The 21,391-nt window shown below is 66.6% G+C and carries 19 protein-coding genes; 13 read left to right on the top strand and 6 right to left on the bottom strand.

The features are described from left to right. From FHP89_RS21060 to FHP89_RS10655, 3 genes are all read right to left on the bottom strand, one after another. Nucleotides 1-78: transposase (locus FHP89_RS21060; protein WP_222105366.1), on the bottom strand; the 78-nt coding region annotated here is incomplete at its 3' end. A gap of 369 nt (nt 79-447) precedes the next feature. After that, nucleotides 448-2,241: an SLC13 family permease gene (locus tag FHP89_RS10660; RefSeq protein ID WP_144176047.1), complete on the bottom strand. Its 1,794-nt coding sequence runs from the start codon at nt 2,239-2,241 to the stop codon at nt 448-450. A 166-nt stretch (nt 2,242-2,407) separates the two neighbouring features. Beyond that, nucleotides 2,408-2,719 carry a hypothetical protein gene (locus FHP89_RS10655; RefSeq protein WP_144176046.1) on the bottom strand — a complete coding sequence of 104 codons (312 nt, stop codon included), beginning with the start codon at nt 2,717-2,719 and terminating at the stop codon, nt 2,408-2,410. A 329-nt stretch (nt 2,720-3,048) separates the two neighbouring features. Here FHP89_RS10655 and FHP89_RS10650 point away from each other — a divergent pair, with 329 nt between their 5' ends. From FHP89_RS10650 to FHP89_RS10590, 13 genes are all read left to right on the top strand, one after another. Next, the gene (locus FHP89_RS10650; RefSeq protein WP_144176045.1) at nt 3,049-5,760 is read left to right on the top strand and encodes a cation-translocating P-type ATPase; all 2,712 of its coding nucleotides are present in this window, start codon (nt 3,049-3,051) and stop codon (nt 5,758-5,760) included. Then, nucleotides 5,761-6,336, top strand: coding sequence for a DUF2062 domain-containing protein (locus FHP89_RS10645; RefSeq protein WP_144176044.1), 576 nt, complete (start codon nt 5,761-5,763; stop codon nt 6,334-6,336). A 2-nt stretch (nt 6,337-6,338) separates the two neighbouring features. Then, on the top strand, nt 6,339-7,997 hold the full coding sequence (locus FHP89_RS10640; RefSeq protein WP_144176043.1) for a cation:proton antiporter: 1,659 nt from the start codon (nt 6,339-6,341) through the stop codon (nt 7,995-7,997). Further along, nucleotides 7,994-8,881 carry a universal stress protein gene (locus FHP89_RS10635; RefSeq protein ID WP_144176042.1) on the top strand — a complete coding sequence of 296 codons (888 nt, stop codon included), beginning with the start codon at nt 7,994-7,996 and terminating at the stop codon, nt 8,879-8,881. Before FHP89_RS10640 ends, FHP89_RS10635 begins: the two co-directional genes overlap by 4 nt. 130 nt (nt 8,882-9,011) lie before the next feature. Further along, nucleotides 9,012-9,305 carry an excalibur calcium-binding domain-containing protein gene (locus FHP89_RS21180; protein WP_144176041.1) on the top strand — a complete coding sequence of 98 codons (294 nt, stop codon included), beginning with the start codon at nt 9,012-9,014 and terminating at the stop codon, nt 9,303-9,305. A 53-nt stretch (nt 9,306-9,358) separates the two neighbouring features. Next, on the top strand, nt 9,359-9,766 hold the full coding sequence (locus FHP89_RS10625) for a GNAT family N-acetyltransferase (protein WP_144176040.1): 408 nt from the start codon (nt 9,359-9,361) through the stop codon (nt 9,764-9,766). Between the two features lie 130 nt (nt 9,767-9,896). Further along, entirely contained in the window at nt 9,897-11,882 is a 1,986-nt protein-coding gene (locus tag FHP89_RS10620) for a BCCT family transporter (RefSeq protein ID WP_144176039.1), read from the top strand. Between the two features lie 793 nt (nt 11,883-12,675). After that, nucleotides 12,676-12,861, top strand: coding sequence for a pyrroloquinoline quinone precursor peptide PqqA (pqqA, locus tag FHP89_RS21345; protein ID WP_391525613.1), 186 nt, complete (start codon nt 12,676-12,678; stop codon nt 12,859-12,861). A 63-nt stretch (nt 12,862-12,924) separates the two neighbouring features. Continuing rightward, nucleotides 12,925-13,209 (top strand): pyrroloquinoline quinone biosynthesis peptide chaperone PqqD, encoded by a 285-nt coding sequence (gene pqqD, locus FHP89_RS10610; protein ID WP_144176038.1) that lies wholly within the window; start codon nt 12,925-12,927, stop codon nt 13,207-13,209. A 26-nt stretch (nt 13,210-13,235) separates the two neighbouring features. Then, nucleotides 13,236-14,381, top strand: a complete 1,146-nt coding sequence (gene pqqE / locus FHP89_RS10605) for a pyrroloquinoline quinone biosynthesis protein PqqE (protein WP_144176037.1) — start codon at nt 13,236-13,238, stop codon at nt 14,379-14,381. A 105-nt stretch (nt 14,382-14,486) separates the two neighbouring features. Further along, nucleotides 14,487-14,984 carry a urate hydroxylase PuuD gene (locus FHP89_RS10600; RefSeq protein ID WP_144176036.1) on the top strand — a complete coding sequence of 166 codons (498 nt, stop codon included), beginning with the start codon at nt 14,487-14,489 and terminating at the stop codon, nt 14,982-14,984. After that, on the top strand, nt 14,981-16,063 hold the full coding sequence (gene serC / locus FHP89_RS10595) for a 3-phosphoserine/phosphohydroxythreonine transaminase (protein ID WP_144176035.1): 1,083 nt from the start codon (nt 14,981-14,983) through the stop codon (nt 16,061-16,063). Before FHP89_RS10600 ends, serC begins: the two co-directional genes overlap by 4 nt. A 295-nt stretch (nt 16,064-16,358) precedes the next feature. Beyond that, nucleotides 16,359-17,099 (top strand): hypothetical protein, encoded by a 741-nt coding sequence (locus tag FHP89_RS10590; protein WP_222105362.1) that lies wholly within the window; start codon nt 16,359-16,361, stop codon nt 17,097-17,099. 78 nt (nt 17,100-17,177) lie between these two features. On the opposite strand, the gene lepB is transcribed toward FHP89_RS10590, so the two are convergent. From lepB to FHP89_RS10575, 3 genes are all read right to left on the bottom strand, one after another. After that, the gene (lepB, locus tag FHP89_RS10585) at nt 17,178-18,095 is read right to left on the bottom strand and encodes a signal peptidase I (RefSeq protein WP_186300243.1); all 918 of its coding nucleotides are present in this window, start codon (nt 18,093-18,095) and stop codon (nt 17,178-17,180) included. 132 nt (nt 18,096-18,227) lie between these two features. Next, nucleotides 18,228-19,418, bottom strand: a complete 1,191-nt coding sequence (locus FHP89_RS10580) for an ATP-binding protein (RefSeq protein ID WP_144176032.1) — start codon at nt 19,416-19,418, stop codon at nt 18,228-18,230. A 157-nt stretch (nt 19,419-19,575) separates the two neighbouring features. After that, the gene (locus tag FHP89_RS10575; RefSeq protein ID WP_144176028.1) at nt 19,576-21,390 is read right to left on the bottom strand and encodes an SLC13 family permease; all 1,815 of its coding nucleotides are present in this window, start codon (nt 21,388-21,390) and stop codon (nt 19,576-19,578) included. Nucleotide 21,391 lies beyond the last annotated feature (1 nt).

Raw genomic sequence — 21,391 nt, 5'->3', positions numbered from 1 at the left:
CGACGCAGAATGACCCCGCTCCGTGACTTGTTTGACCGCCTCGATTTTGAATTCTTCCGGGTAACGCTTGTTGCTCATGACGCCTCCTGTGCATGCCTGAGTTTAAGGCTGCAAAGCGTCTACCGGGGGCGGGGCGATTCAGACATTGTTTCCCCGTTTGAGCTATTTTGTTTCAATTGGCCTGTTTTTTTAGCACGCTTAGGGCGCAATAACCGAAGGGCATTGCGCCGGATGGAAGTCTCACGCCGGGGAGCCACGACCCATCTCGGCCGCAACCTCAGCTTCGTCTCTCAATCGTCTGAAAGAACGCGAGCATACGCCGACATGGTGCCTCTGCCGGGCATCCGGCGCAATGCTCTTCGGTTATTGCGCCCTACCGCTACGACGTGACGCTGAAGGGCCGCTGCAGCCGACCACCACCGTCTGGTGGGCGGCGAGCCGCCCTCCCTACAAGGGCCAGAACAGCGGGATGAGCGCGCTGGCCGTTAGCCAGGTGATGAGGTTCATCGGCACGCCCATGCGGGCGAAGTCGGTGAAGCGGTAGTTGCCGGCGGTGTAGACCAGGGTGTTGGTCTGGTAGCCGATGGGGGTGGCGAAGCTGCAGCTGGCGGCGAACATGACGCCGACGACGAAGGGGCGCGGGTCGACGCCGAGTTGCTGGGCGACGCCGATGACCACCGGGGTGAACAGCACCGCCACCGCGTTGTTGCTGAGAAACTCGGTGGCGATGGAGGTGAGCAGAATCACCAGTGAGAGCATTGCCCAGGGCGGGATGTCACTGCCGAGGCCGACCAGTGCGGAGGCCATCAGGGCGGCGAGGCCAGATTCGCGCATGGCGATGCTGATGGCCAGCATGGCGAAGATCAGGATCAGGATGGGCCACTCGATGGCTTTGTAGGCTTCGTCGGCGCGAATGCAGCCGGTGATTACCACAACCACGGCGCCGATCAGCGCCAGCGCTTCGATGGGCATTACATTGAGCGCGGCCAGCAGCATCACGCTGGCGATGGTGGCCAGGGCGATGGGGGCCTTGGTGCTGCGCGGGGTTTCGTGTTTGCCGTCGGTGAGTGCGAACAGGTCGCCGTTGTCGCAGAAGCGTTTGATCTGCGCCGGCGAGCCTTCGACCAGCAGCACGTCGCCAAACTGCAGCTGAAAGTCGTCGCCGATGTCGAGAATCGAGGCATTGCGCCGATGCACCGCGACCAGATGAATGCCGTAGCGCGCGGCGAGGTCGAGGTCGCGGATGGGGCGCTGCACATAGCGCGAGGTCTGGCCGACGATGGTTTCGACCACCACCACGTCGCGCCGGCGCAGGGTTTCGAGGTCGTGGGGGTCGTCGTCGCGGCTGTGCAGGCCGATGAGGTCGGTGCTGTGCAGGGTCACCATGTCCTGGCTGCGGCTGTGCACCACCAGCCGGTCGCCGACCACCAGCCGGGTGTGGGCGGGTGGCGCCGAGAAGGCTTCGTCGCCACGAAACAGTTTGAGCACCTGGATGTCGCCCTGGGTCAGCCGCGCTTCTTTGAGTGTGCGCCCGGCCAGGCGCGAGTCTTCGGGCACGAACAGCTCGGTCATGAACAGGCGGTCGCCGGCGCCGGAGAGTTGCTGGGTCAGCGTCTCGCGCACCGGTAGCAGGCGGTGGGCAAACACGGCCATGAAGCCGCAGCCGACCAGCGCCATGAGCATGGCCGGGGCGGTGATCTCGAACATGCTGAAAGGCGCCAGCCCCATCTCGCGCGCGACGCCGTCGACCAGGATATTGGTCGAGGTGCCGACCAGGGTGATCATGCCGCCGAGAATGGTGGCGTAGGAGAGCGGAATCAGCAGCCGCGAGGGCGCCACGCCATAGCGCCCGGCCATGGCGATGACCGCCGGGATCATCACCATCACCACCGGGGTGTTGTTGATGAAGGGCGACACCAGCACGCCGACGGCCAGCATGGCCAGCAGCAGGCGGCGCTCGCTGTGCCCGGCCATCGCGCCCAGCCAGTCGCCCAGGCGATCGACGCAGCCGGTCTTGCTCAGGGCGCCGCTGATGACGAACAGGCAGGCGATGGTGATGGGCGCGCTGTTGCTGAACACGCCGAGCACCTGCTTGGCGTCGAGCATACCGAGGACGAGCAGCAGGGCCACCGCGCTCATGGCGGCGACGTCGGGCTTGACCCATTCGCGCACGAAGCACACGAACAAGCCGAGCAGGACGACGCCGACGATCAGGGCATGGAGGGATTCGGGCAGAACCATGGTGCAGCGGTCTTCTGTAAAGGACTCGGAACGGCTGCGACGATAGCCCGCCGCGCAGGGAACGGGAATGAATAAACGGTTGTTTGCTTATACCGTTTGGGCCGGTCCGGGGGCGGTTGCCAGCGGGGGCGTGGGTGGCCACGAGGCGGCGCACGGCGTGACGGGATCATGTAGCTTGGGTTGAGCGCAGCGAAGCCCAACGTTCAGCGGTGTAATTGTGGAGCGCCGAACGTTGGGCTTCCTTCGTCAGCCCAGCCTGCGCTTCACTGATGACGAACAGGCAGGTGATGGTGATCGGCGCGCTGTTGCTGAACACGCCGCGCACCTGTTTGGCGTCGAGCAGGCCGAGGCCGAGCCGCCGGACCACCGCGCGCATCGCCGCCACGTCGGGCTTGACCCATTCGCGCACGAAGCAGATGAACAACCCGAGCAAGACAACGCCGACGACCCGCGCGGCGTGGTTCTTGGGGATGAACATGACACACGACGCAGGCCAGGTGGATGACGGGCGCCACATTAGCGCAGCCCGTAAAGAGCCGGAAAGAATAAAAGCTTATCTTCATATGTGTTTTTTTACGCGCCGGCGGTTCGCCGGATGGCGCTTTCAGGCCGCCCGTTGCCGCAGCAGGTGGCGGGGGCGATGGGGCCTAGTCGCGCCCGATGAACCAATCGCGGCCGGCGCTTGCCGAATGGCGGAATGTGTCGTGCCTGCCATCGCTCACCGTCCTGACCTGGAACAACGTGGCCGGTGGAGTCGTGCGCTAGCGTTGATCGGCGGGGGCGCCGCCCCGAACCATGGAGTCACTGATGAAACCCGAAGCCCCTTTCGTGCCTGACGCTGCCCCGCGCTGGCACGCCGTGCCGGCCGAGCAGGCGCCGCGACAGCTTGAGGTGGACGCCGCCAGCGGCCTGAGCGATGCGCAGGCACGCGAGCGGCTGGCGCAGTACGGCGCCAATGCGTTGGCCTCGCCACGTCGGCATGGGCCGTGGCTGCGGCTGGCGCTGCAGTTCCATAACCCGCTGATCTACGTGCTGCTGGTCGCCGGGGCGGTGACCTTTGCGCTCGAAGACTATGTCGACGCCGGGGTGATCGTGGCCGTGGTGCTGATCAACGCGGCCATCGGTTTCGTGCAGGAGGGCAAGGCGGAGAAGGCGCTGGAGGCGGTGCGGGCCATGCTGGCCAGCCACGCCACGGTGGTGCGGGGTGGTGAGCGGCACGAGATCGATGCCGCCGAGCTGGTGCCGGGCGACATCGTGCTGCTCGAGTCCGGCGCCAAGGTGCCGGCCGACCTGCGCCTGCTGCGGGTGAAGAACCTGCGGGTGAGCGAGGCGGCGCTGACCGGTGAATCGCTGCCGGTGGACAAGCACACCACGCCGGTGGCCGACACCGCCGCCATCGGCGACCGCCGCTGCATGGCCTACTCGGGCACGGTGGTGGGCTTCGGTCAGGCACGCGGCGTGGTGGTGGCCACCGGGCAGCGCACCGAAATCGGCCGCATCGGCACGCTGGTGGGCGAGGTGCAGACCCTGGCCACGCCACTGACCCGCCGGCTCGACCAGTTTGCGCGGCAGATCACCGGTTTCATCCTGGCGATGGGCGCGCTCACCTTCGCCTATGGTCACCTCGTGCGCGAGATGCCGCTGCTGGAGATCTTCCTGGCGGTGGTCGGGCTGGCGGTGGCGGCCATTCCCGAGGGGCTGCCGGCTATCGTCACCATTGTGCTGGCCATTGGCACGCGGGTGATGGCGCAGAACCGCGCGATCATCCGTCGCCTGCCGGCGGTCGAGACGCTGGGCTCGGTGACCGTGATCTGTTCCGACAAGACCGGCACGCTGACCAAGAACGAGATGACCGCCGTGCGCATCATGCTGCCGGCGTGCACGCTGGCGGTGAGCGGCGCGGGCTACGTGCCCGAGGGCGGTTTTCAGTGCGAGGGGGCGGCCGTCGAGGGCGGGCGGGATGCGGCCTTGCAGGCGCTGGCCCAGGCGGCGCTGCTGTGCAACGACGCGCGGCTCAAGCACGACGCCGGCGGCGGCTGGCAGCTGGTGGGCGACCCGACCGAGGGCGCGCTGCTGACCCTGGCGCTCAAGGCCGGGCTCGACGCGGCCGAGATGAGCGCCGCCACGCCGCGGGTGGACGAGATCCCCTTCGAGTCCGAACACCGCTTCATGGCCACCTTGCACCATGACCACGCCGGCCACGCCTTTGTGTTGCTCAAGGGCGCGCCCGAGCGGGTGCTGGGGCTGTGTGGGGACGCCGGTGACGGCCAGGCCTTTGACGCCACCGCCTGGCAGGCGCGCATGGAAGAGGCCGCCGGCGCCGGCCAGCGGGTGCTCGCCCTGGCGCGCTGCGACATGCCGGCCGGCACCACGGCCTTGTCGATGAGCGACATCACGGCGCGCTTCAGCCTGCTCGGCCTGGTCGGACTGATCGACCCGCCGCGCGAGGCCGCCGTCGATGCGGTGGCGCAGTGCCAGCGCGCCGGCCTGCGGGTGAAGATGATCACTGGCGACCATGCCGTGACCGCCGCCGCCATTGGCCGGCAGCTGGGCCTGACGGCCGAGGCGCCGCTGACCGGTGCGGACATCGAAGTGCTCGACGACGCGGCCCTGCGCCGGGCGGTGCAGCACACCGACGTGTTTGCCCGCGCCAGCCCCGAGCACAAGCTGCGTCTGGTGGCCGCGCTGCAGGCCGAGGGCGAGCTGGTGGCGATGACTGGCGATGGCGTGAACGACGCCCCCGCGCTCAAGGCCGCCGACATTGGCGTGGCCATGGGTAACAAGGGCACCGACGCCGCGCGCGAGGCGGCCGACCTGGTGCTGACCGACGACAACTTCGCCACCATCGCCCGCGCCGTGCGCGAAGGCCGGGTGGTGTTCGACAACATCAAGAAGTCGCTGCTGTTCATTTTGCCCACCAATGGCGGCGAGGCGGGGGTGATCCTGCTTGCGGTGTTTGCCGGGCTGGCGTTGCCGGTGACCGCCGGCCAGATCCTGTGGGTGAACATGATCACCGCGGTCACCCTGGCGCTGGCACTGGCCTTCGAGCCGGGCGAGGCCGGCGTCATGCACCGTCCGCCGCGCCGGCCGTCGGAGCCGCTGATTACCCGCGTGCTGGCCGGGCGCATCGCCTATGTGAGCCTGTTGATGGTGCTGGTGACCTTCGGCGTGTTCGAATGGGTGCTGATGCGTGGTGGCAGCCTTGAGATGGCGCGCACGGCGGCGGTCAACATGCTGGTGGTCGGCGAGCTGGTGTACCTTTTCAATGTGCGTCACTTCACTGCCTCGGCCTTTAGCCGCGAGATTCTCACCGGCAACCCGGTGGCGGTGTGGATGAGCGCCCTGCTGATCGGTTTTCAGCTGGTGTTTACCTACGCGCCGCCGATGCAGCAGGTGTTCCAGACCGTGGCGCTCGATGCGGCCACCTGGGGCGCGATCCTGGCCCTGGGTGCCGCCAAGTTTCTGGCCGTGGAAGCCGAAAAGGCCGTGCTGCGGCGGCTCAACATACGGAGCATGTGAATGGGTTTTTTCCGGCGCCTGCGCGCCAAAGTACCAACGCGAGAGCAGATCCACGCCAATCGCTGGCTGTCCTGGCTGGCGCCGTGGCTCGGCCATCCGCGCCTGTGGCACTGGTCGCGCCGCGGCGTGGCGATGGGCGTCGCGCTGGGGGTGTTTTTCGGCCTGTTGATTCCGGTCGCGCAGATCCCGCTGTCGGTGGGCGCGGCGGTGGTGCTGCGTGCCAACGTGCCGGCAGCGGCGGCGAGCACCCTGGTGACCAATCCGATCACCTTCGGGCCGGTGTATTTCGCCGCCTACCGGCTCGGCACCTGGGTCACCGGCGATCGCCTGCCCGAGCACGCCGCCGATCCGGCCAGTGCGCAAGACATCAACGCCGACGCCGGCATTTGGGAGCGCCTGCGGGTGATGGGCAAGCCGCTCATGATCGGCTTGAGCATTCTGGCCTCGCTGATCGGGCTGACCACTTACGCGGTCATCACGCTGGTGTGGCGCTGGCGCACGCTGGCGCGACGGCGCAATGGCGCGCATCGCCGCTGGCGACGCAAACCGGGTAGCGAGCCGCCAGGGAGCGATTGAGCATGCACGAGCCGTTTGCCGAGCTGGCCTTGTTGTTGCTGATCGCCGCAGCGGTGGGGGCGGTGGCGGTGCGGCTGCGACAGCCGGTGCTGATTGCCTACATTGTGGTCGGCATTGCGGTAGGGCCGGCGGGGCTGGAGCTGGTCAAATCGCATGATCAGATCGACCTGCTCGCTCAGGTCGGCGTGGCGGTGCTGTTGTTTCTGGTTGGCCTCAAGCTCGATCTGCAGCATGTGCGGCATATCGGCCCGGTGGCCCTGGCGACGGGGCTGGGGCAGCTGGCTTTCACCATTGCGATCGGCTTTGTGCTGGTTCTGGCCATGGGGCGCGACTGGCTGACCGCGCTGTATGTGGCGGTGGCGCTGACTTTTTCCAGCACCATCATCATCATCAAGCTGTTGTCCGACAAGCGCGAGCTCGAATCCCTGCACGGGCGTATCGCGGTGGGCTTTTTGATCGTGCAGGACATCGCCGTGGTGCTGGCCATGATGGCCATGAGCGCCCTGCGCGCCACCGGCGACGGCGAGGCGGTGTGGTGGCAGGTGGGCGGCGCCATCGTCGGCCGGGTGCTGATCGCCGCGGCCCTGCTGTATGTGCTGATGCGCTATGTGCTGCCGCCGCTGATGCGCACCATGGCGCGCTCGCAGGAGTTGTTGCTGATCTTCGCCATTGCCTGGGGCACGGCACTGGCGGCCTTTGGCGAGTGGGCGGGTTTCTCGAAAGAGGCGGGCGCTTTTCTGGCCGGGTTCTCGCTGGCGTCGACGCACTTTCGCGACGCGATCGCCGCGCGCCTGACCGGCATTCGCGACTTTCTGCTGCTGTTTTTCTTTATCGACCTCGGCGCCAAGCTCGACTTTTCGTCGCTGGGCGGCGAACTGTGGCCGGCGCTGGTGCTCTCGCTGTTTGTGCTGATTGGCAACCCGCTCATCGTGATGGCGATCATGGGCGCGATGGGCTATCGCAAGCGCACCGGCTTCATGGCCGGGCTGACGGTGGCGCAGATCAGCGAGTTTTCGATCATCTTTGTGGCCATGGGTATCACGCTCGGCCATGTCGGGAATGACGCGCTCGGGCTGACCACGCTGGTGGGCATCGTCACCATCGCGCTGTCGACTTACATGATCCTGTATTCGCAGCCCTTGTTTGAGCGGATCGGGCCATGGCTGAGTGTTTTCGAGCGCCGCCGTCCGCACCGCGAACTGGCGGTTGAACGCCAGCGACGGCCGGACTCGCCGCCGCAGGTCATCATCTTCGGCCTCGGGCGCTATGGCGCGCACCTGCTGGCCCGTCTGCATCACCACGGCGTGACCGCGATGGGCGTCGATTTCGACCCCGAAACCGTCCGCCGTCTGCGCCATCGCGGCTTTGCCGTGCGCTTTGGCGATGGCGAAGACCCCGCCTTTGTCGACACCCTGCCGGTGGAAACGGCGCAGTGGATCGTCACCACGCTGCCCACCTGGGAGTCCAACCGCGGATTGCTCCATGCGCTCCAGAGCCTGGCCGTGCCCGGCGTCATCACCGGCGTGGTGGGCGACGAAGTGCATCGACAGGCATTGCATGCGGCCGGCGCTAGCCGGATCATCAACCCATTCCTCGACTCGGCCGATCACACCGCGCAACTCATGGTCGATGCGCTCAACCCTTCGGAGGACTCGCCATGACCCGCCTGCATACCGTGCTTGCCACCACCGACCTCTCGGCGCCGGCCCGCCATGCCGCACAGCGCGCGGCGCTGCTGGCGAGTGAAAGCGGGGCGCGCCTCGAATTGCTGCATGTGCTTGAAAAAACCGCGCTCGACGCCTTGCAGGCGGCCTTTGTCGACCAGGATGCCGCGCTGTCCCAACGCATTCGCGACCTGGCCCGCGAGGCGCTCAGCCAGCTGGCGACCGACATCGGCGAGCCGTTGGGCGTCACCGCCGGGCTGCATCTGGAAGAAGGCGCGGTGCTCGAGACCATCGCTGCTCAGGCTGACCGCCTCGATGCCAGCCTGCTGGTGCTGGGCGCGCGTGGTACCGACTTCATGCGCCAGTGGCTGCTCGGCGCCACGGCGGAGCGCCTGCTGCGCAAGATCCGCCGGCCGATTCTGGCTGTCAAGCAGCCGCCGCGCGAGCACTACCGGAAGGTGCTGGTGCCGGTCGATTTTTCGCTCTGGTCGGCGGGTGCCGTGCGATTGGCCCGCAGCGTGGCGCCGCAGGCCGAGCTGACGCTCATGCACGCCTTCGAGCTGCCATACGAAGGCAAGCTACGGCTCGCCTTCGTGGAGGAAGACGTGATCCTCGGCCACCGCATCAAGGCCCGCAAGGACGCCGTTGCCCGGCTTCATCAGTTTGCTGCCGACGCCGGGCTCACCGGCACCGCCTGGCGGGTGTCGGTGATCCATGGCGACACCTCGATGCGCGTACTCGAGCAGGAAGAAGAACTCGGCGCCGACCTGATCGTGCTCGGCAAACATGGCGCCAACATGACCGAAGAGCTCCTCCTCGGCAGCGTCACCAAGCATGTGCTCGCACATGCGCGCTGCGATGTGCTGGCGGCGTATCGCTGAGCGGTGGTCTTTTCGTTCGATGGCGCGAGGCGTATCGTAGATCCATTCGTCATTGCACCAGCGACGCGTTGTGATGGTGGGCTCAGGCGGTCTGATTGCGCGTGGCTGGTGAATTGTCTTGGAGAATCGGATGACACGCTTGCTAATGATTGCCCTGCTGGCGGTGGCGGGCTGGAAGGGCTACGGCGCCTATCAGGACTACCACCACACCGCGCCTTTGAGTCTGGCCAATGCGGCGCAGCCATCCGCAGCACGGACGACCGAAATCCGACCCGCGGCGCAGTACGCCTGCGATGGTCGAACCCATTGCTCGCAAATGCGCTCCTGCGCCGAAGCCACCTTCTTTTTGCGGAACTGCCCCGGCGTGAAAATGGACGGCGACAACGATGGTGCGCCCTGCGAACGGCAGTGGTGCAACGATTGAACATGATTTGCGTCGGCCAAGCGCCCTGCTTGCGCCCATAAAAGGCCTGTCTTATGCCACTCGATATCGCCCTCGATCGCCCGGTCAAGGCCAACGAAGTGCTGGCGCTGTATCGCGCCAACAAATGGTCTGCCGCCGACAAGCCCGAGGCGTTGATGGCGGCGCTGCGCGCGTCGCACAGCCTGGTCACCGCACGCGTCGACGGCCGTCTGGTGGGCCTGGGCAATGCGATCTCCGACGGGCACCTGGTGGTCTATTTTCCGCATCTGCTGGTGCACCCGGAGTTCCGGCGCCAGGGGCTGGGGCGGCAGATGATGGCTGCGCTGCTAAAGCGCTATGCTGGCTTTCATCAGCAAATGCTCACCGCTGATGGCGACGCCGTGGCTTTCTACCAGGCCATGGGCTTTGAGCGCGCCGGCAAGACGGAGCCGATGTGGATCTACGCCGGCAAAGAGCATTGACGTACGCGAATCAACATGGGCTTTTTCGCGAAATCCGGGCTGCCATGACCCGTCGATCCGCAGTTAGGCCGCAAAGACGCAGCGTTTTCATCTAAGGTTTACCCTGGTTTCAAAGGGAAAACGCTGTCCAATGACTCAGTCTCAAACCGCAGTACCGGCCAAGGCCGGGTTCCATGCGCCGGTGTTCTATCCGGCATCCATTCTGATCATTGCGCTGGTGGCCTTCGCCGCCCTGGCGCCCGAAACGGCCAACGACACGTTCAAATCGTTGCAGGCGAGCATCGTGGCCAACGGCAGCTGGTTCTATGTGCTCACCGTGGCCATCATCCTGATGACGGTCACCTTCCTGGGCCTGTCGCGCTACGGCGAGATCAAGCTCGGGCCGGATCACTCCAGGCCCGACTACTCCAACCTCACCTGGTTTGCCATGCTGTTTTCGGCCGGTATGGGTATCGGCCTGATGTTCTTTGGCGTGGCCGAGCCGGTGATGCACTTCCTGTCGCCGCCGGTCGGCGACCCCGGCACGGTCGAGGCCGCCCGCGCGGCGATGAAGATCACCTTCTTCCACTGGGGCCTGCATGCCTGGGCGATCTATGCGATTGTGGCGCTGATTCTCGCGTTTTTCGCCTATCGTCATGGCCTGCCGCTGACCCTGCGTTCGGCGCTGTACCCGATGATCGGTGAGCGCATCTATGGCCCCATCGGCCATGCGGTGGATATTTTTGCCGTGATCGGCACGGTCTTCGGCGTGGCCACTTCGCTGGGCTACGGGGTGATGCAGGTCAATGCCGGCCTCAATCACCTGTTCGACGTCCCGGTCAGCACCACGGTGCAGATCGTGCTCATCATCGGCGTGACCGGGCTGGCCATGCTGTCGGTGGCCACCGGCCTCGACAAGGGCATCAAGATCCTGTCGGAGCTGAACATGGGCCTGGCGGTGATTCTGCTCATCGTCATGCTGGTGCTCGGCCCCACGGTGTTTTTGCTGCAAACCTTTGTGCAGAACACCGGCGCCTACGCTTCGGACATTGTCAGCAATACCTTCAACCTCTTCGCCTACCAGAAGACCGACTGGATCGGCGGCTGGACGATTCTGTATTGGGGCTGGTGGATGTCCTGGGCGCCCTTCGTCGGGCTGTTCATCGCGCGCGTCTCGCGCGGGCGCACCATCCGCGAGTTCGCCATGGGCGTGCTCTTTGTGCCCACCGGCTTCACGCTGATGTGGATGACGGTGTTCGGCAACTCGGCCATCGAGCTGATCCTCAACCAGGGCCAGGTGGCGCTGGGCGAGGCGGTGTCGGCCGACGTGGCGCTGGCGCTGTTCGCCTTCCTCGAGAACTTCCCGTTCTCCGGCGTGCTGTCGATGCTCGCCATGGTGATGGTGGTGGTGTTCTTCGTCACCTCCTCCGACTCCGGCTCGATGGTGGTCGACATGCTGTGCTCGCGCGGTCATGACAACACCCCGCTGTGGCAGCGCATCTACTGGGCCGGCGGCGAAGGCATCGTGGCCATCGTGCTGCTGCTGGCCGGCGGCCTCGGCGCGCTGCAGACCATGACCATCGCCAGCGCGCTGCCCTTTGCCGTGGTGTTGCTGGTGGCCACCTACGGCCTCATCAAGGCGCTGCGGATCGACCTCTACAAGCGCGAGAGCCTGCAGATGAACTCCGCGCCCGTCGGCCCACCGGCCGTCAGCGGCTCGTGGAAAGACCGCCTGCACAACATCGTCGACTACCCCACGCGCGACGTCGTGCAGCGCTTCATCGCCCAGATCGGCCGGCCCGCCTGCGACGAAGTGGCCGCCGAGCTCAAGCTCAAGGGCATTGACGCGACGGTGACCAGCACCGACCCCGACCACGTGGCGCTCAGCGTGGCGCACGGCGAGGAGATCGACTTTCTCTACCAGGTGCGCGCCCGTGCCCACATCAAACCGGCTTTCCTCAGCCCCGACGTGGCCGAGAGCGAGGTGGCCGAGGAGCAGAAGTACTACCGCGCCGAAATCCACCTGCGTGAGGGCGGTCAGGACTACGACATCATGGGCTGGTCAAAAGAAGGCGTGATCAGCGACATCATCGACCAGTACCACAAGCACATGCACTTTCTGCATCTGGTGCGCTGAACGCGCGTTGCCGGCAGCCGCTTGAGCGCGGTTTGCCGGCGCACGGGCTTCGCATGGCGTGTGTCATGCCGACACCACGCCTCGTCCTGAGCGAAGGCGAACGCTGGGGGGGCCGTGGCCTGCATGGTCGGCCACTGGTCGCTGTGTGGTCGCGGATCCTGAGGCATCGAAGAAAAGACGTCCGGGCGCGTGCTCGGCGCCACCGGACCGGTGGCATCCCAACGACTGGTGGAGCCCGACATCAAGTGGGCGCTGAGCCGTGCACATTGGCGGCAGGGTTTTGCCAGCGAGCCGGTGCGTGCGGTAGGCGCCCGCTTTGAGAAGGACGTCAAATGTCGGCGCGGGGTAGGGCATCTCGACCGGCACCCGACGGTTACGCCGGCGAGCTTTCGATCGCGTCCCGGTGACCAATCGCGCCCCTTGTGCCATCGGCAACTGCCTTTGGCGTCGCCGATGCCGTCGTGGTCCGACGGGATCGCGCAGAGTGCGGCATTTTCGTAGGCCTTGTCGAGCGCACGCCGCCGGTGGTCCGGCGTTTATCGGCGATGTCGCCGCCGCTGAAGGCCATGCACGCTTGATCGTTGTCCCGTTTCCCGGACTCGTCAGTGATCGCCTCGGGGGCGAGCCGGCGGGGTGAGGCGCGCCGTCGGCCTGCCCGGAGGGTCGCCGCCCGGTGGGATATCAACGGCGTGCTTTCGATGGCGCGTGCCATGGCTTGTGACGCCTGAAAACTTGATGCATATCAACTAGTTGCTTGTGTCAAGCCGGATTTTCATGTCGATGCCCGTCAATCATGATTTTCTGTAGCGGATTGCGGCAGATGGTGGATGGCGCGCCCGGCACGTGGCTCCCAATAATGGTGTCAGGCACGGCATGGGGCCGCGCCGCCATTGAGGAGACACACATGACCTGGGAAACCCCCGCCTACTGCGAAATCCGCCTGGGCTTCGAAGTCACGGCTTACGTCTACGTCCGCTAAGCCGGTTCGGGGCGGTGGCGGCTTGCCGCCTTCGCCCCCGCCATTGTCCAGAGGCTCGCCACCATGACCATCACATCGACCGCCACCGACCGCCGCCCGCAGCTGTCGCCCCACTTCATGTTCCGCTGGGAAGCCAGCCAGGACGCTTACATCCTGCTCTACCCGGAAGGGCTGATCAAACTCAACCCCTCCGCCGGCGAGATCCTCAAGCGCTGCGACGGCGAACACACCGTGGCCGAGCTGATCGCCGAGCTGCAGGTCGCCTTCCCCGGCCCCGCCGACGACATCGACCAGGGCGTGCGCGCCTTTCTCGACGTGGCCACCGACAAGGGCTGGCTGCACGCTTGAACCAGACAAGCAACAGGAGCACCACCATGCCAAAAGACAGCAACGGCCTCACGCTCGACGGCCAGGGCAAGCCCCTGTGGCTGTCCCTCGAACTCACCTACCGCTGCCCACTCAAGTGCAGCTGGTGCAACAACCCGCTGGACTTCGACGACTACGCCGCCCGCGAGCTGACCACCGACGAATGGAAGCGCGTGCTGCGCGAATCGCGCGAGCTGGGCGCCCTGCAGCTGGGCTTTACCGGCGGCGAACCGCTGCAGCGGCCCGACCTCGAAGAACTGGTGGCCTACGCCAATGAGCTGGGTTTCTACACCAACCTGATCACCTCCGGCATCGGCCTCACCGAAGAACGCCTGGTGGCGCTCAAGGCGGCCGGCCTCAAGCAGATCCAGCTCTCGCTGCAGGCCACCGAGGCCGCGGTTACCGACGCGCTGGTCGGCGCCACCGCCCACGAACGCAAGCTCGACGCCGCCCGCCGCATCAAGGCGCACGGCTTTCCGATGGTGCTCAACATGCCGGTCTTCCGCCAGAACATCGGCATGACCGACGCGATGATCGCCTGGGCCGCCGAGTTGGGCATTGAGTACATCGAGTTCGCCAACATCCAGTACTACAACTGGGCCCTGGTGAACCGCGACGAACTCATGCCCACCCTCGAACAGGTGCGCGAAGCCGAACAGGTGGTGCAGCGCTGGCGCGACAAGTTGGGCAAGAAGATGACCATCTACTTCGTCATCCCTGACTACTACGAGGGCCGCCCCAAGGCCTGCATGAACGGCTGGGGCGCCATCCACCTGACCATCGCCCCCGACGGCGTGGCCATGCCCTGCCAGGAAGCGCGCGTGATTCCCGGCCTCGAGTTCGAATCGGTGCGCGACAAGCCGCTGGCCTGGCTGTGGCACGAGTCGCCGCTGTTCCGCAAATATCGCGGCCTCGACTGGCTGCCCGAGCCCTGTGTGTCCTGCGACGAAAAGGAAAAGGATTTCGGCGGCTGCCGCTGCCAGGCCTTTTTGCTCACCGGCGACGCCGGCAACACCGACCCGGCCTGCGGCCGCTCGCCGCATCACGCCCGGGTGCGCGAGGCGACAGACACCGCCGCCCGCCCGCTGCGCTTCCGCAAGCCGTTGTTCAAGCGCGCCGCCGGCACCGTCACCACCGCCTTCCTGGAGGACTGAGATGCGCCACCCCTACGACACCGCGCGCGGCACCATCGCCCTCGGCGTGCTGCTCACCCTGGTGCTGGCGGCGCTGGTACGCCTGCTGGCCGGCTGAGGCGCGCCATGGACATGCTGCTCGACCTCACCGTGCGCTGGGCGCACTTCATCGCCGGCATCATCTGGGTTGGCCACAACTACTCCAGCGTGGTGCAGCGCCCCAGCTGGCAACCGCTGCGTGCCGAGGAGTTGAGCGATGACCGCAGCCCGCGTTTCCAGGCGCTGCTCAACCGCGAGCACGGCTTTTTTCGCTGGGCCTCGGTGGTCACCTGGTGTGCCGGCCTGCTGATGCTGTGGCGGCAGGGCTGGCTGAGCGACGCGCTCGCCCTGCAAGGCAGCCTGGCGCCGATTGGCGTGGGCATGTACATCGGCACGCTGATGATGCTCAACGTCTGGCTGGTGCTGTGGCCGCACCAGAAAAAAGTGCTCGGCCTGGTGCCCGCCAGCATCGACGAGCGCCTGCGCTGCTCGCGCATCACGCATCTGTCCTCGCGCACCAACACCATGCTGTCGATCCCGCTGCTGTTCTTCATGGCCACCGGCAGCCACGGCGGACTGCTGTGACCGCCTACAGCTTTGCCGCCGGCCCCGCGCGCCTGCCCGACGCCGTGCTCGATCGCGCCCGCGACGAGTTGTTCGTCCGCGGTGTCGATGGCGCTGCAGCGGTCGAGCGCCCCTTCACCGGCGACGCCTTCCGCGCCACGCTGGCGCATGCCCGCGAACGCCTCGCCGCGCTGCTCGGCCTGCCGCCCGGCTACCGCATCCTGTTCCTCGCCGGCGGCGCCATGCACCAGTTCTCGCTGCTGCCCATGAACCTGCTCGGCACCGCCCGCTGCGCCGCCTACGCCGACTCCGGCTACTGGTCGCAGCGCGCCATCGACGAAGCGCGCCGCTACACCGAGGTGGTCATTGCCGCGCGCTACATCGGCGCCGCCCCACTGGCCGCGCCCACCGCCGGCCGCTGGCATCTGCCGGCAGGCTGCGCCTACTGCCACATCACCCCCAACGAAACCGTCGATGGCCTGGCCTATCCCGAGCTGCCACACGTCGGCGCCGTGCCGCTGGTGGCCGACGCCACCTCCTGCTTTCTCGCCACACCGCTCGACATCACCCGCTTCGGCCTGATCTATGCCAGCGCCCAGAAAAACCTCGGTCTGGCCGGACTCACCGTGCTCGTGGTGCGAGACGACCTGCTCGACCGTGCCAGCCCGCAGCTGCCCACGGCGTTCAGCTACCGCACCCAGGCACAGCTGGACAGCACCTACAACACCCCGCCCACCGCCGCCATCCACGTGGCCGCCCTGGTTTTTGACTGGATCGCCGAGGCCGGCGGCCTCGCCGCCCTGGCCGCCGCCAACCGGCGCAAGGCCGAGCGGATCTACCGCGTCATCGACGGCAGCGGCGGCGCCTACACCGCCCCGGTGGTGCCCGCCCATCGCTCCGTCACCAATATCCGCTTCCACCTCGCCGACGCCGCCCTCACCGAGCGCTTCGTCGCCGAGGCCGAAGCCCACGGCCTGCATCACCTGCGCGGCCATCCCCGCATCGGCGGCCTGCGCGCCAGCCTCTACAACGCCATGCCCGACGCCGGCGCCAGCGCGCTGGCCGAGTTCATGGCCGATTTTGCGCGGCGGAATGGATGAACGCGCCGGCCCGGCCGCCCGACGGCAAGACGCCCGCATCCTCCGCGACGACGGGGCGAGGCGCTTGCATCGCGCCGCGTCGCATCGGGGGTATGACTCGGCGCGGTGGAAGCCACTCACCATCGAATCGCGATAACAGCCCGGTTACGCGAGTGCAGTGCGCCAGGCCGCACGGCGCATCGCTTGCGCCCGCGTGGCGGGGCAGCGTCTCCGTGAGCGCGCTGGTCCAGACACCGGCAAGCCGCATGCACTGGCCAGCGCCAAGCGTGTCGTGCGCTAAGGGCAGATGTCCCGCGTGACCGCGCCCCACTTGCCCTGGCACGATCGCCCCGGCCTCGCTGGCGGCATCGACACCGATGGCCGCCAGGCCGCCACTTTGCTGGAACTCGGCTTCGGCAGCGTCGAGTTCGGCTCCGTCGCCGCCCATCCGCGGGCGCCTAATTCGCTCGCCCCGCTGCTCGCGCGTCTGGCCGCCCTGCCACCCCGCAGCGCCGAAACCAGCGCCATCGGCATCGGCGTCGGCCTGTCGCCCGGTGCGCCCGTCACCGCCTTGCCGGCCCAATGGCTCAACGCCTTGCACGATGCCTGGAGCGTCGCCGACTACCTGAGCTTCAACCTCAGCGCCCGCGCCCGCCGCCCCCTCCTGGCACCGGAACACCACCCCATGCTGGCCGTCACCCTGCGCGCCCTGGTCCGCGAACGCAAGCGCTTGCCCCGGCATATCGCCCTGGCGCTCAAGCTGCCGCTCGGCGATCGGCACGACCCGCTGCCCGCCCTCGCCGATACCGCCGCCCACGCCGGCATTGACTGTCTTACCCTGGTCCTTGCCGATCCGCCCGCCCAGCGCAGCGAGCAACTCGCCCGACTCGCCGATCTGGCCCACCGGCTGGCTGGCGGGCCCGCCCTCGTCGCCGTCGGTGGCATCCGCAACGCCCGCGACGTCGACGACGCCCGCGAGGCCGGCGCCTCCGCCGTGCAGGTCCACCGCGCGTTTATTCACCGCGGCCCGGCCTGCCTGAAAGATCTGAGTAGGTAAGGCCGCGTCATCCGGCCGTTGTTGGACAATCTCGCCTCGGCGAACCGGACGCCTGGCGCACGAGACTCGCCGCCGACGCTAGCGGGGTGCCGTCACCCGCCACACCTTGCCCACTACGTTCCGCGCCGGCACAAAGCCCCACGTGCGGCTATCGCTGCTGTTGTCGCGGTTATCGCCCATCACGTAGTAATGCCCCGCCGGCACCTCGCACTCAATGCCCTCGGCGTCGATGCGGCAGTTGTCGCGCATCGGAAAATCCTGAATGACCTGAAAATACGGTCGCTCATCGCGGTCGTAGATGACCCGGTAGCGCGCGCCTGACAGTTGCTCTTCAAACTGGTGCATCACCGTTGCCTGCGCCGGGTCCACAAAATCGGCCACCGGCGTGCGCTTCACCGCCAGGCCGTTGATGCTCAACTGCCCGCGCCGGTAGCCCACCGTATCACCCGGCAGACCAACCACCCGCTTTGCGTAGCGAATCAGCGGTTCGACCGGATACGCGAACACGATCACATCGCCATGACGGATCTCGGCCGACACCGGTCGTTCTGCCACGGTAATGCCAAGGCTGCCGTAGTTGCCATACCCCCATTTGCTGACGATCAGCAACGCACCCGGCGCAATCGTCGGCTGCATCGACACGCTTGGCATCGAGAACGGCTCGACCACAAACGCCCGCACGCCAAATAGCACCAGCACGACGGCCAGCGCGCTGCCCAGCGCGGCATACCAGCGGCTGTACCACGGTCGCACATGCCCGGCGGGCCATTGCCCGGCCAGCCGGTAGGCGTGCCCCGCGGCCACTACCGACAGCGCCAGACTCGTAAGGCCGGCAGACAGCGCAGCCGGCCCAAACCAGAGAAAGCCAATCGCCGCCAGCGTGAGCAGCAAGTAGCTGCCGGCCCAGCGCGCGCTACCGGCGTAGAGCAGTCCAGCGGGCGGGGCGAGGAGGCCGAGGAGTGCGGCGAGCCATTTGTTTGGGGGGCGAGGGGTCATGCGGGGACGATATATGAAAATATTGAGACTCGCGGCCACCATCAGCACTTTCAACTGGAAAGCGTTGTTTGCTCCCCTGTTTTTTATATGACGTGCTCCGATGAGCGGGCGCCGTTGATAGGTCTGTGTCGTTCAGAATTCACCGTTTAGATTCAGCGGTGTTTGCCGACTGGCAGGCGGCCATTTCGCGGCGGCCATGCGTTCCTCGAACCATCGATGCATCGTCGCGTCCTCAACCGCGTACTCGCCGCGGGCTGATTTCCACACTAAGGCCGGCATGCGTGCGCGCAAGGCTTCCAGCGCGTTCTGTGCCATGGGTGGCGTCACCTTGGTGCCGATCTGCTGGCGGTAAAACGCCAGCGCTTCTGCATCGTATGGGCGAAAGCGAGGCCCCAGTTTCAGCATTCGCCAAAGCACCGCTTGTTCAAGCGGCTTGAGGCCGAGGTAGTCCGACTCCATCTGCGATTCGTCATCGCGTTGGCGCTGCAAGGCGGCGTCCAGCATGGCCAGTTCAAAGCGGCCGTCGAAGCTCGACAGGGGACTGAGTGCCTGACCGAGCGCTTCCATGAAGAACTGAGGGCGGTGGCCAAATCCTTCGAAGGCGCGGTTCAAGGTGTGACGATCCACCGGGCACAGATCGACGCGCTGCGCTTCGATCAAGTCAGCGAGAAAGTCGATGAATTGCTGGTCCAGCAATGGCATGCGCTGGATTTGTGATCCGTAGAAGGGCGCGCCGTTGGAATGAACCAGCCGCAGCAGTTTGTCGCGGTCCGAGCCCGACATGACGAGCATTAATTGAATCTCGTCGGGACGGTTCATCTGGTCGCGGGCCGACTTCAAGGCCGACATGGCGATTTCGCCAGCAGGGCTGGTCAGCGCATGCTGGGCCTCGTCGATGATCAGCGCTACCGGATTACCGGCAGTCTCGTTGAGCGCCTTCAGCGCATCCACCAGGGTCAGCCCGTCCACCTGGCCAATTTTGCTGGTATCCACGTGCAGCCAGCCGGCCAGATTAAGCTTTTCAAGCCCGGCACTTTTTGCTGTTCGCGCCACCACACCTAAATGCGGTTGCAAGGCCTTGCCAATGGCCTCCGCGATCAATTGACCGGGGTCGCGGGCCGCATCGGCCCACAGGTCGACGTAGACCACCACGATACCGGCAGCTTCAAGGGCTGGACACAGATCGCCGCGCAGGAAGGTTGTTTTGCCAGTGCGTCGAGGCGCCGCCAGAAACAGACCATTGTGCGCATCGCTGAAGCCGGCTTTGCCTTGCAACGCCACCGCCAATTCGCTGGCCAGTTTTAACCGGGGGAATGAAATCATGGGTTTATCGCAACTTATCGGAATATTGATAAATTATCCAATCGTGGATAAAAGTCAATAATCACGTGCTGGCCGGCATCGATTCGTGCGGGCGTAAATGCCTACGTCGTGAAACTCAGGATTTTTCGATCAATTTCACGCCTATAGCGATGTGCCTTCACAACGGCCAAACCCACAACAACATCGGCAAGCTGATCGTCACCACCAGGATTTCCATCGGTAGCCCGAGTCGCCAGTAGTCGCCAAAGCTGAAGCCGCCCGGGCCGAGGATGAGGGTGTTGTTCTGGTGGCCGATGGGGGTGAGGAAGGCGCAGGAGCCGCCGATGGCGACGGCCATGAGGAAGGCGTCCGGGGCGGCGCCGAGCTGGCTGGCGATGCTGATGGCGATGGGGCACATGACGGCGGCGGTGGCGGCGTTGTTCATGAAGTCGGACAGCGTCATGGTGACGATCAGCACGAGCGCCAGCGCGACCACCGGGTGCCCTTGGGCGATGCCGCCGAGCAGGCCCTGGGCGAGGGCATCGGCGGCGCCGGTGCTGGCCATGGCGCCGGCGACGGGGATGAGGGCGCCGAGCAGCACCACGACCGGCCAGTCGACCGCGTCGAAGAGCTTGTCGGGCGTGACGATGCGCAGCACCACGAAGGCCAGCACCGCGCAGGCGAAGGCGATGGCGGCGGGCAGCAGGCCGAAGGCGGCGCCGGCGATGGCCAGCGCCATGATACCGACCGCGGTGGTGGCGCGGCCGCGGTTGGGGATGGCGATGTCGCGCGGGGCCAGGGGCACGCCGCCGAAGCTGCCGGCGAAGGCGCCGAGCGCCTCGGGGGTGCCCTGCATCAGCAGCACGTCGCCGGCCCGGATCGCGGTCGAGCGCAGGCGCTTGATGCTCTGCCGGCCCTGGCGCGAGATGGCCAACAGGTTGAGGCCAAAGCGGGTGCCGATGTGGATGTTGCCGATGCTGCGACCGATCAGCGAGGAGGTGGGCATCACCACCAGCTCCTGCAGCTGGGTTTCGTCGGCATCGCTGGACTTTTTCTCCTCGTCGTCCTTGCGTCGTTTGGGTTTGTCGCCTTCGCCCTCGTCTTTTTCCGGCGCCTGCAGGCTGAGGCCAAGGTCGGCGAGTGCGGTGGTGAGCGACTCGGGGTCCGCTTCGATCACCAGGATGTCGCCCGCGCGCAGCAATCGCCAGGGGTTGGGGGCGGTCACGCGGAAGGCGTTGCGCACCATGCCGACCACCTGCGCGTCGGCCGCTTCGAGCGTGCGCTCGATCTCGTGCAGATGCTTGCCCACCGCCTTGCCGTCGGTGGTGACCCAAGCCTCGGTCAGGTAGTTGCCGGTATCGAAGCTGGCCGCGCCGCGGGTTTCACGGTGCGGCACAATGCGCCAGCCGAGCAGGGCGAGAAAGATCACGCCGCCGAGCGCCACGGCGAGGCCCACCGGGGTGAAATCGAACATGCCGAAGCTGCCTTCGCCCGTGCTGTTGCGGAAGCTGGAGACGATCAGGTTGGGCGGTGTGCCGATGAGGGTGGTCATGCCGCCGAGCAGGGTGCCGAAGGCCAGCGGCATGAGCACCTTGCCCGGAGGCAGGTCGTGGCGGCTGGCGGTCTGTACCGCCACGGGGATCAGCAAGGCCATCGCGCCGACATTGTTCATGAAGGCCGAGAGCACCGCCCCGACGCCGATCAGCACGGCGATGCTGAGCGTGGCGCCGGCCTCCGGCGCCAGCAGGCGCTGGGCGACGGCATTGACCACGCCGGTGCTTTGCAGGCCGCGGCTGAGCACCAACACCGCGGCGACGGTGATGACCGCCGGGTGGCCGAAGCCGGCAAAGGCGTCGGCCGCGGGCACCAGGCCGGCCAGCACGCAGGTCAGCAGGCCGGCCAGCGCGACCACATCGTGCCGCCAGCGCCCCCACAAAAACAGGCCGATGGTGGCGGCGAGGATGGCGAAGAGGAGGAGCTGGTCGGTCTGCATG

It is taken from the genome of Denitromonas ohlonensis, assembly GCF_007625205.1.
Lineage (GTDB): Bacteria > Pseudomonadota > Gammaproteobacteria > Burkholderiales > Rhodocyclaceae > Nitrogeniibacter > Nitrogeniibacter ohlonensis.
The sequence above is the reverse complement of the archived record's forward strand: the minus strand, read 5'-3'. Positions and strand labels throughout refer to the sequence as shown.

Coding starts and splice junctions, on each gene's coding strand:
- FHP89_RS10575 (WP_144176028.1), bottom strand. CDS start 21,390: ATGCAGACCGACCAGCTCCTCCTCTTCGCCATCCTCGCCGCCACCATC.
- FHP89_RS10660 (WP_144176047.1), bottom strand. CDS start 2,241: ATGGTTCTGCCCGAATCCCTCCATGCCCTGATCGTCGGCGTCGTCCTG.
- FHP89_RS10620 (WP_144176039.1), top strand. CDS start 9,897: ATGACTCAGTCTCAAACCGCAGTACCGGCCAAGGCCGGGTTCCATGCG.
- pqqA (WP_391525613.1), top strand. CDS start 12,676: ATGATTTTCTGTAGCGGATTGCGGCAGATGGTGGATGGCGCGCCCGGC.
- FHP89_RS21180 (WP_144176041.1), top strand. CDS start 9,012: ATGACACGCTTGCTAATGATTGCCCTGCTGGCGGTGGCGGGCTGGAAG.
- pqqD (WP_144176038.1), top strand. CDS start 12,925: ATGACCATCACATCGACCGCCACCGACCGCCGCCCGCAGCTGTCGCCC.
- FHP89_RS10600 (WP_144176036.1), top strand. CDS start 14,487: ATGGACATGCTGCTCGACCTCACCGTGCGCTGGGCGCACTTCATCGCC.
- FHP89_RS10635 (WP_144176042.1), top strand. CDS start 7,994: ATGACCCGCCTGCATACCGTGCTTGCCACCACCGACCTCTCGGCGCCG.
- lepB (WP_186300243.1), bottom strand. CDS start 18,095: ATGACCCCTCGCCCCCCAAACAAATGGCTCGCCGCACTCCTCGGCCTC.
- FHP89_RS10645 (WP_144176044.1), top strand. CDS start 5,761: ATGGGTTTTTTCCGGCGCCTGCGCGCCAAAGTACCAACGCGAGAGCAG.
- FHP89_RS10580 (WP_144176032.1), bottom strand. CDS start 19,418: ATGATTTCATTCCCCCGGTTAAAACTGGCCAGCGAATTGGCGGTGGCG.
- FHP89_RS10650 (WP_144176045.1), top strand. CDS start 3,049: ATGAAACCCGAAGCCCCTTTCGTGCCTGACGCTGCCCCGCGCTGGCAC.
- FHP89_RS10625 (WP_144176040.1), top strand. CDS start 9,359: ATGCCACTCGATATCGCCCTCGATCGCCCGGTCAAGGCCAACGAAGTG.
- FHP89_RS10640 (WP_144176043.1), top strand. CDS start 6,339: ATGCACGAGCCGTTTGCCGAGCTGGCCTTGTTGTTGCTGATCGCCGCA.
- pqqE (WP_144176037.1), top strand. CDS start 13,236: ATGCCAAAAGACAGCAACGGCCTCACGCTCGACGGCCAGGGCAAGCCC.
- FHP89_RS10655 (WP_144176046.1), bottom strand. CDS start 2,719: ATGTTCATCCCCAAGAACCACGCCGCGCGGGTCGTCGGCGTTGTCTTG.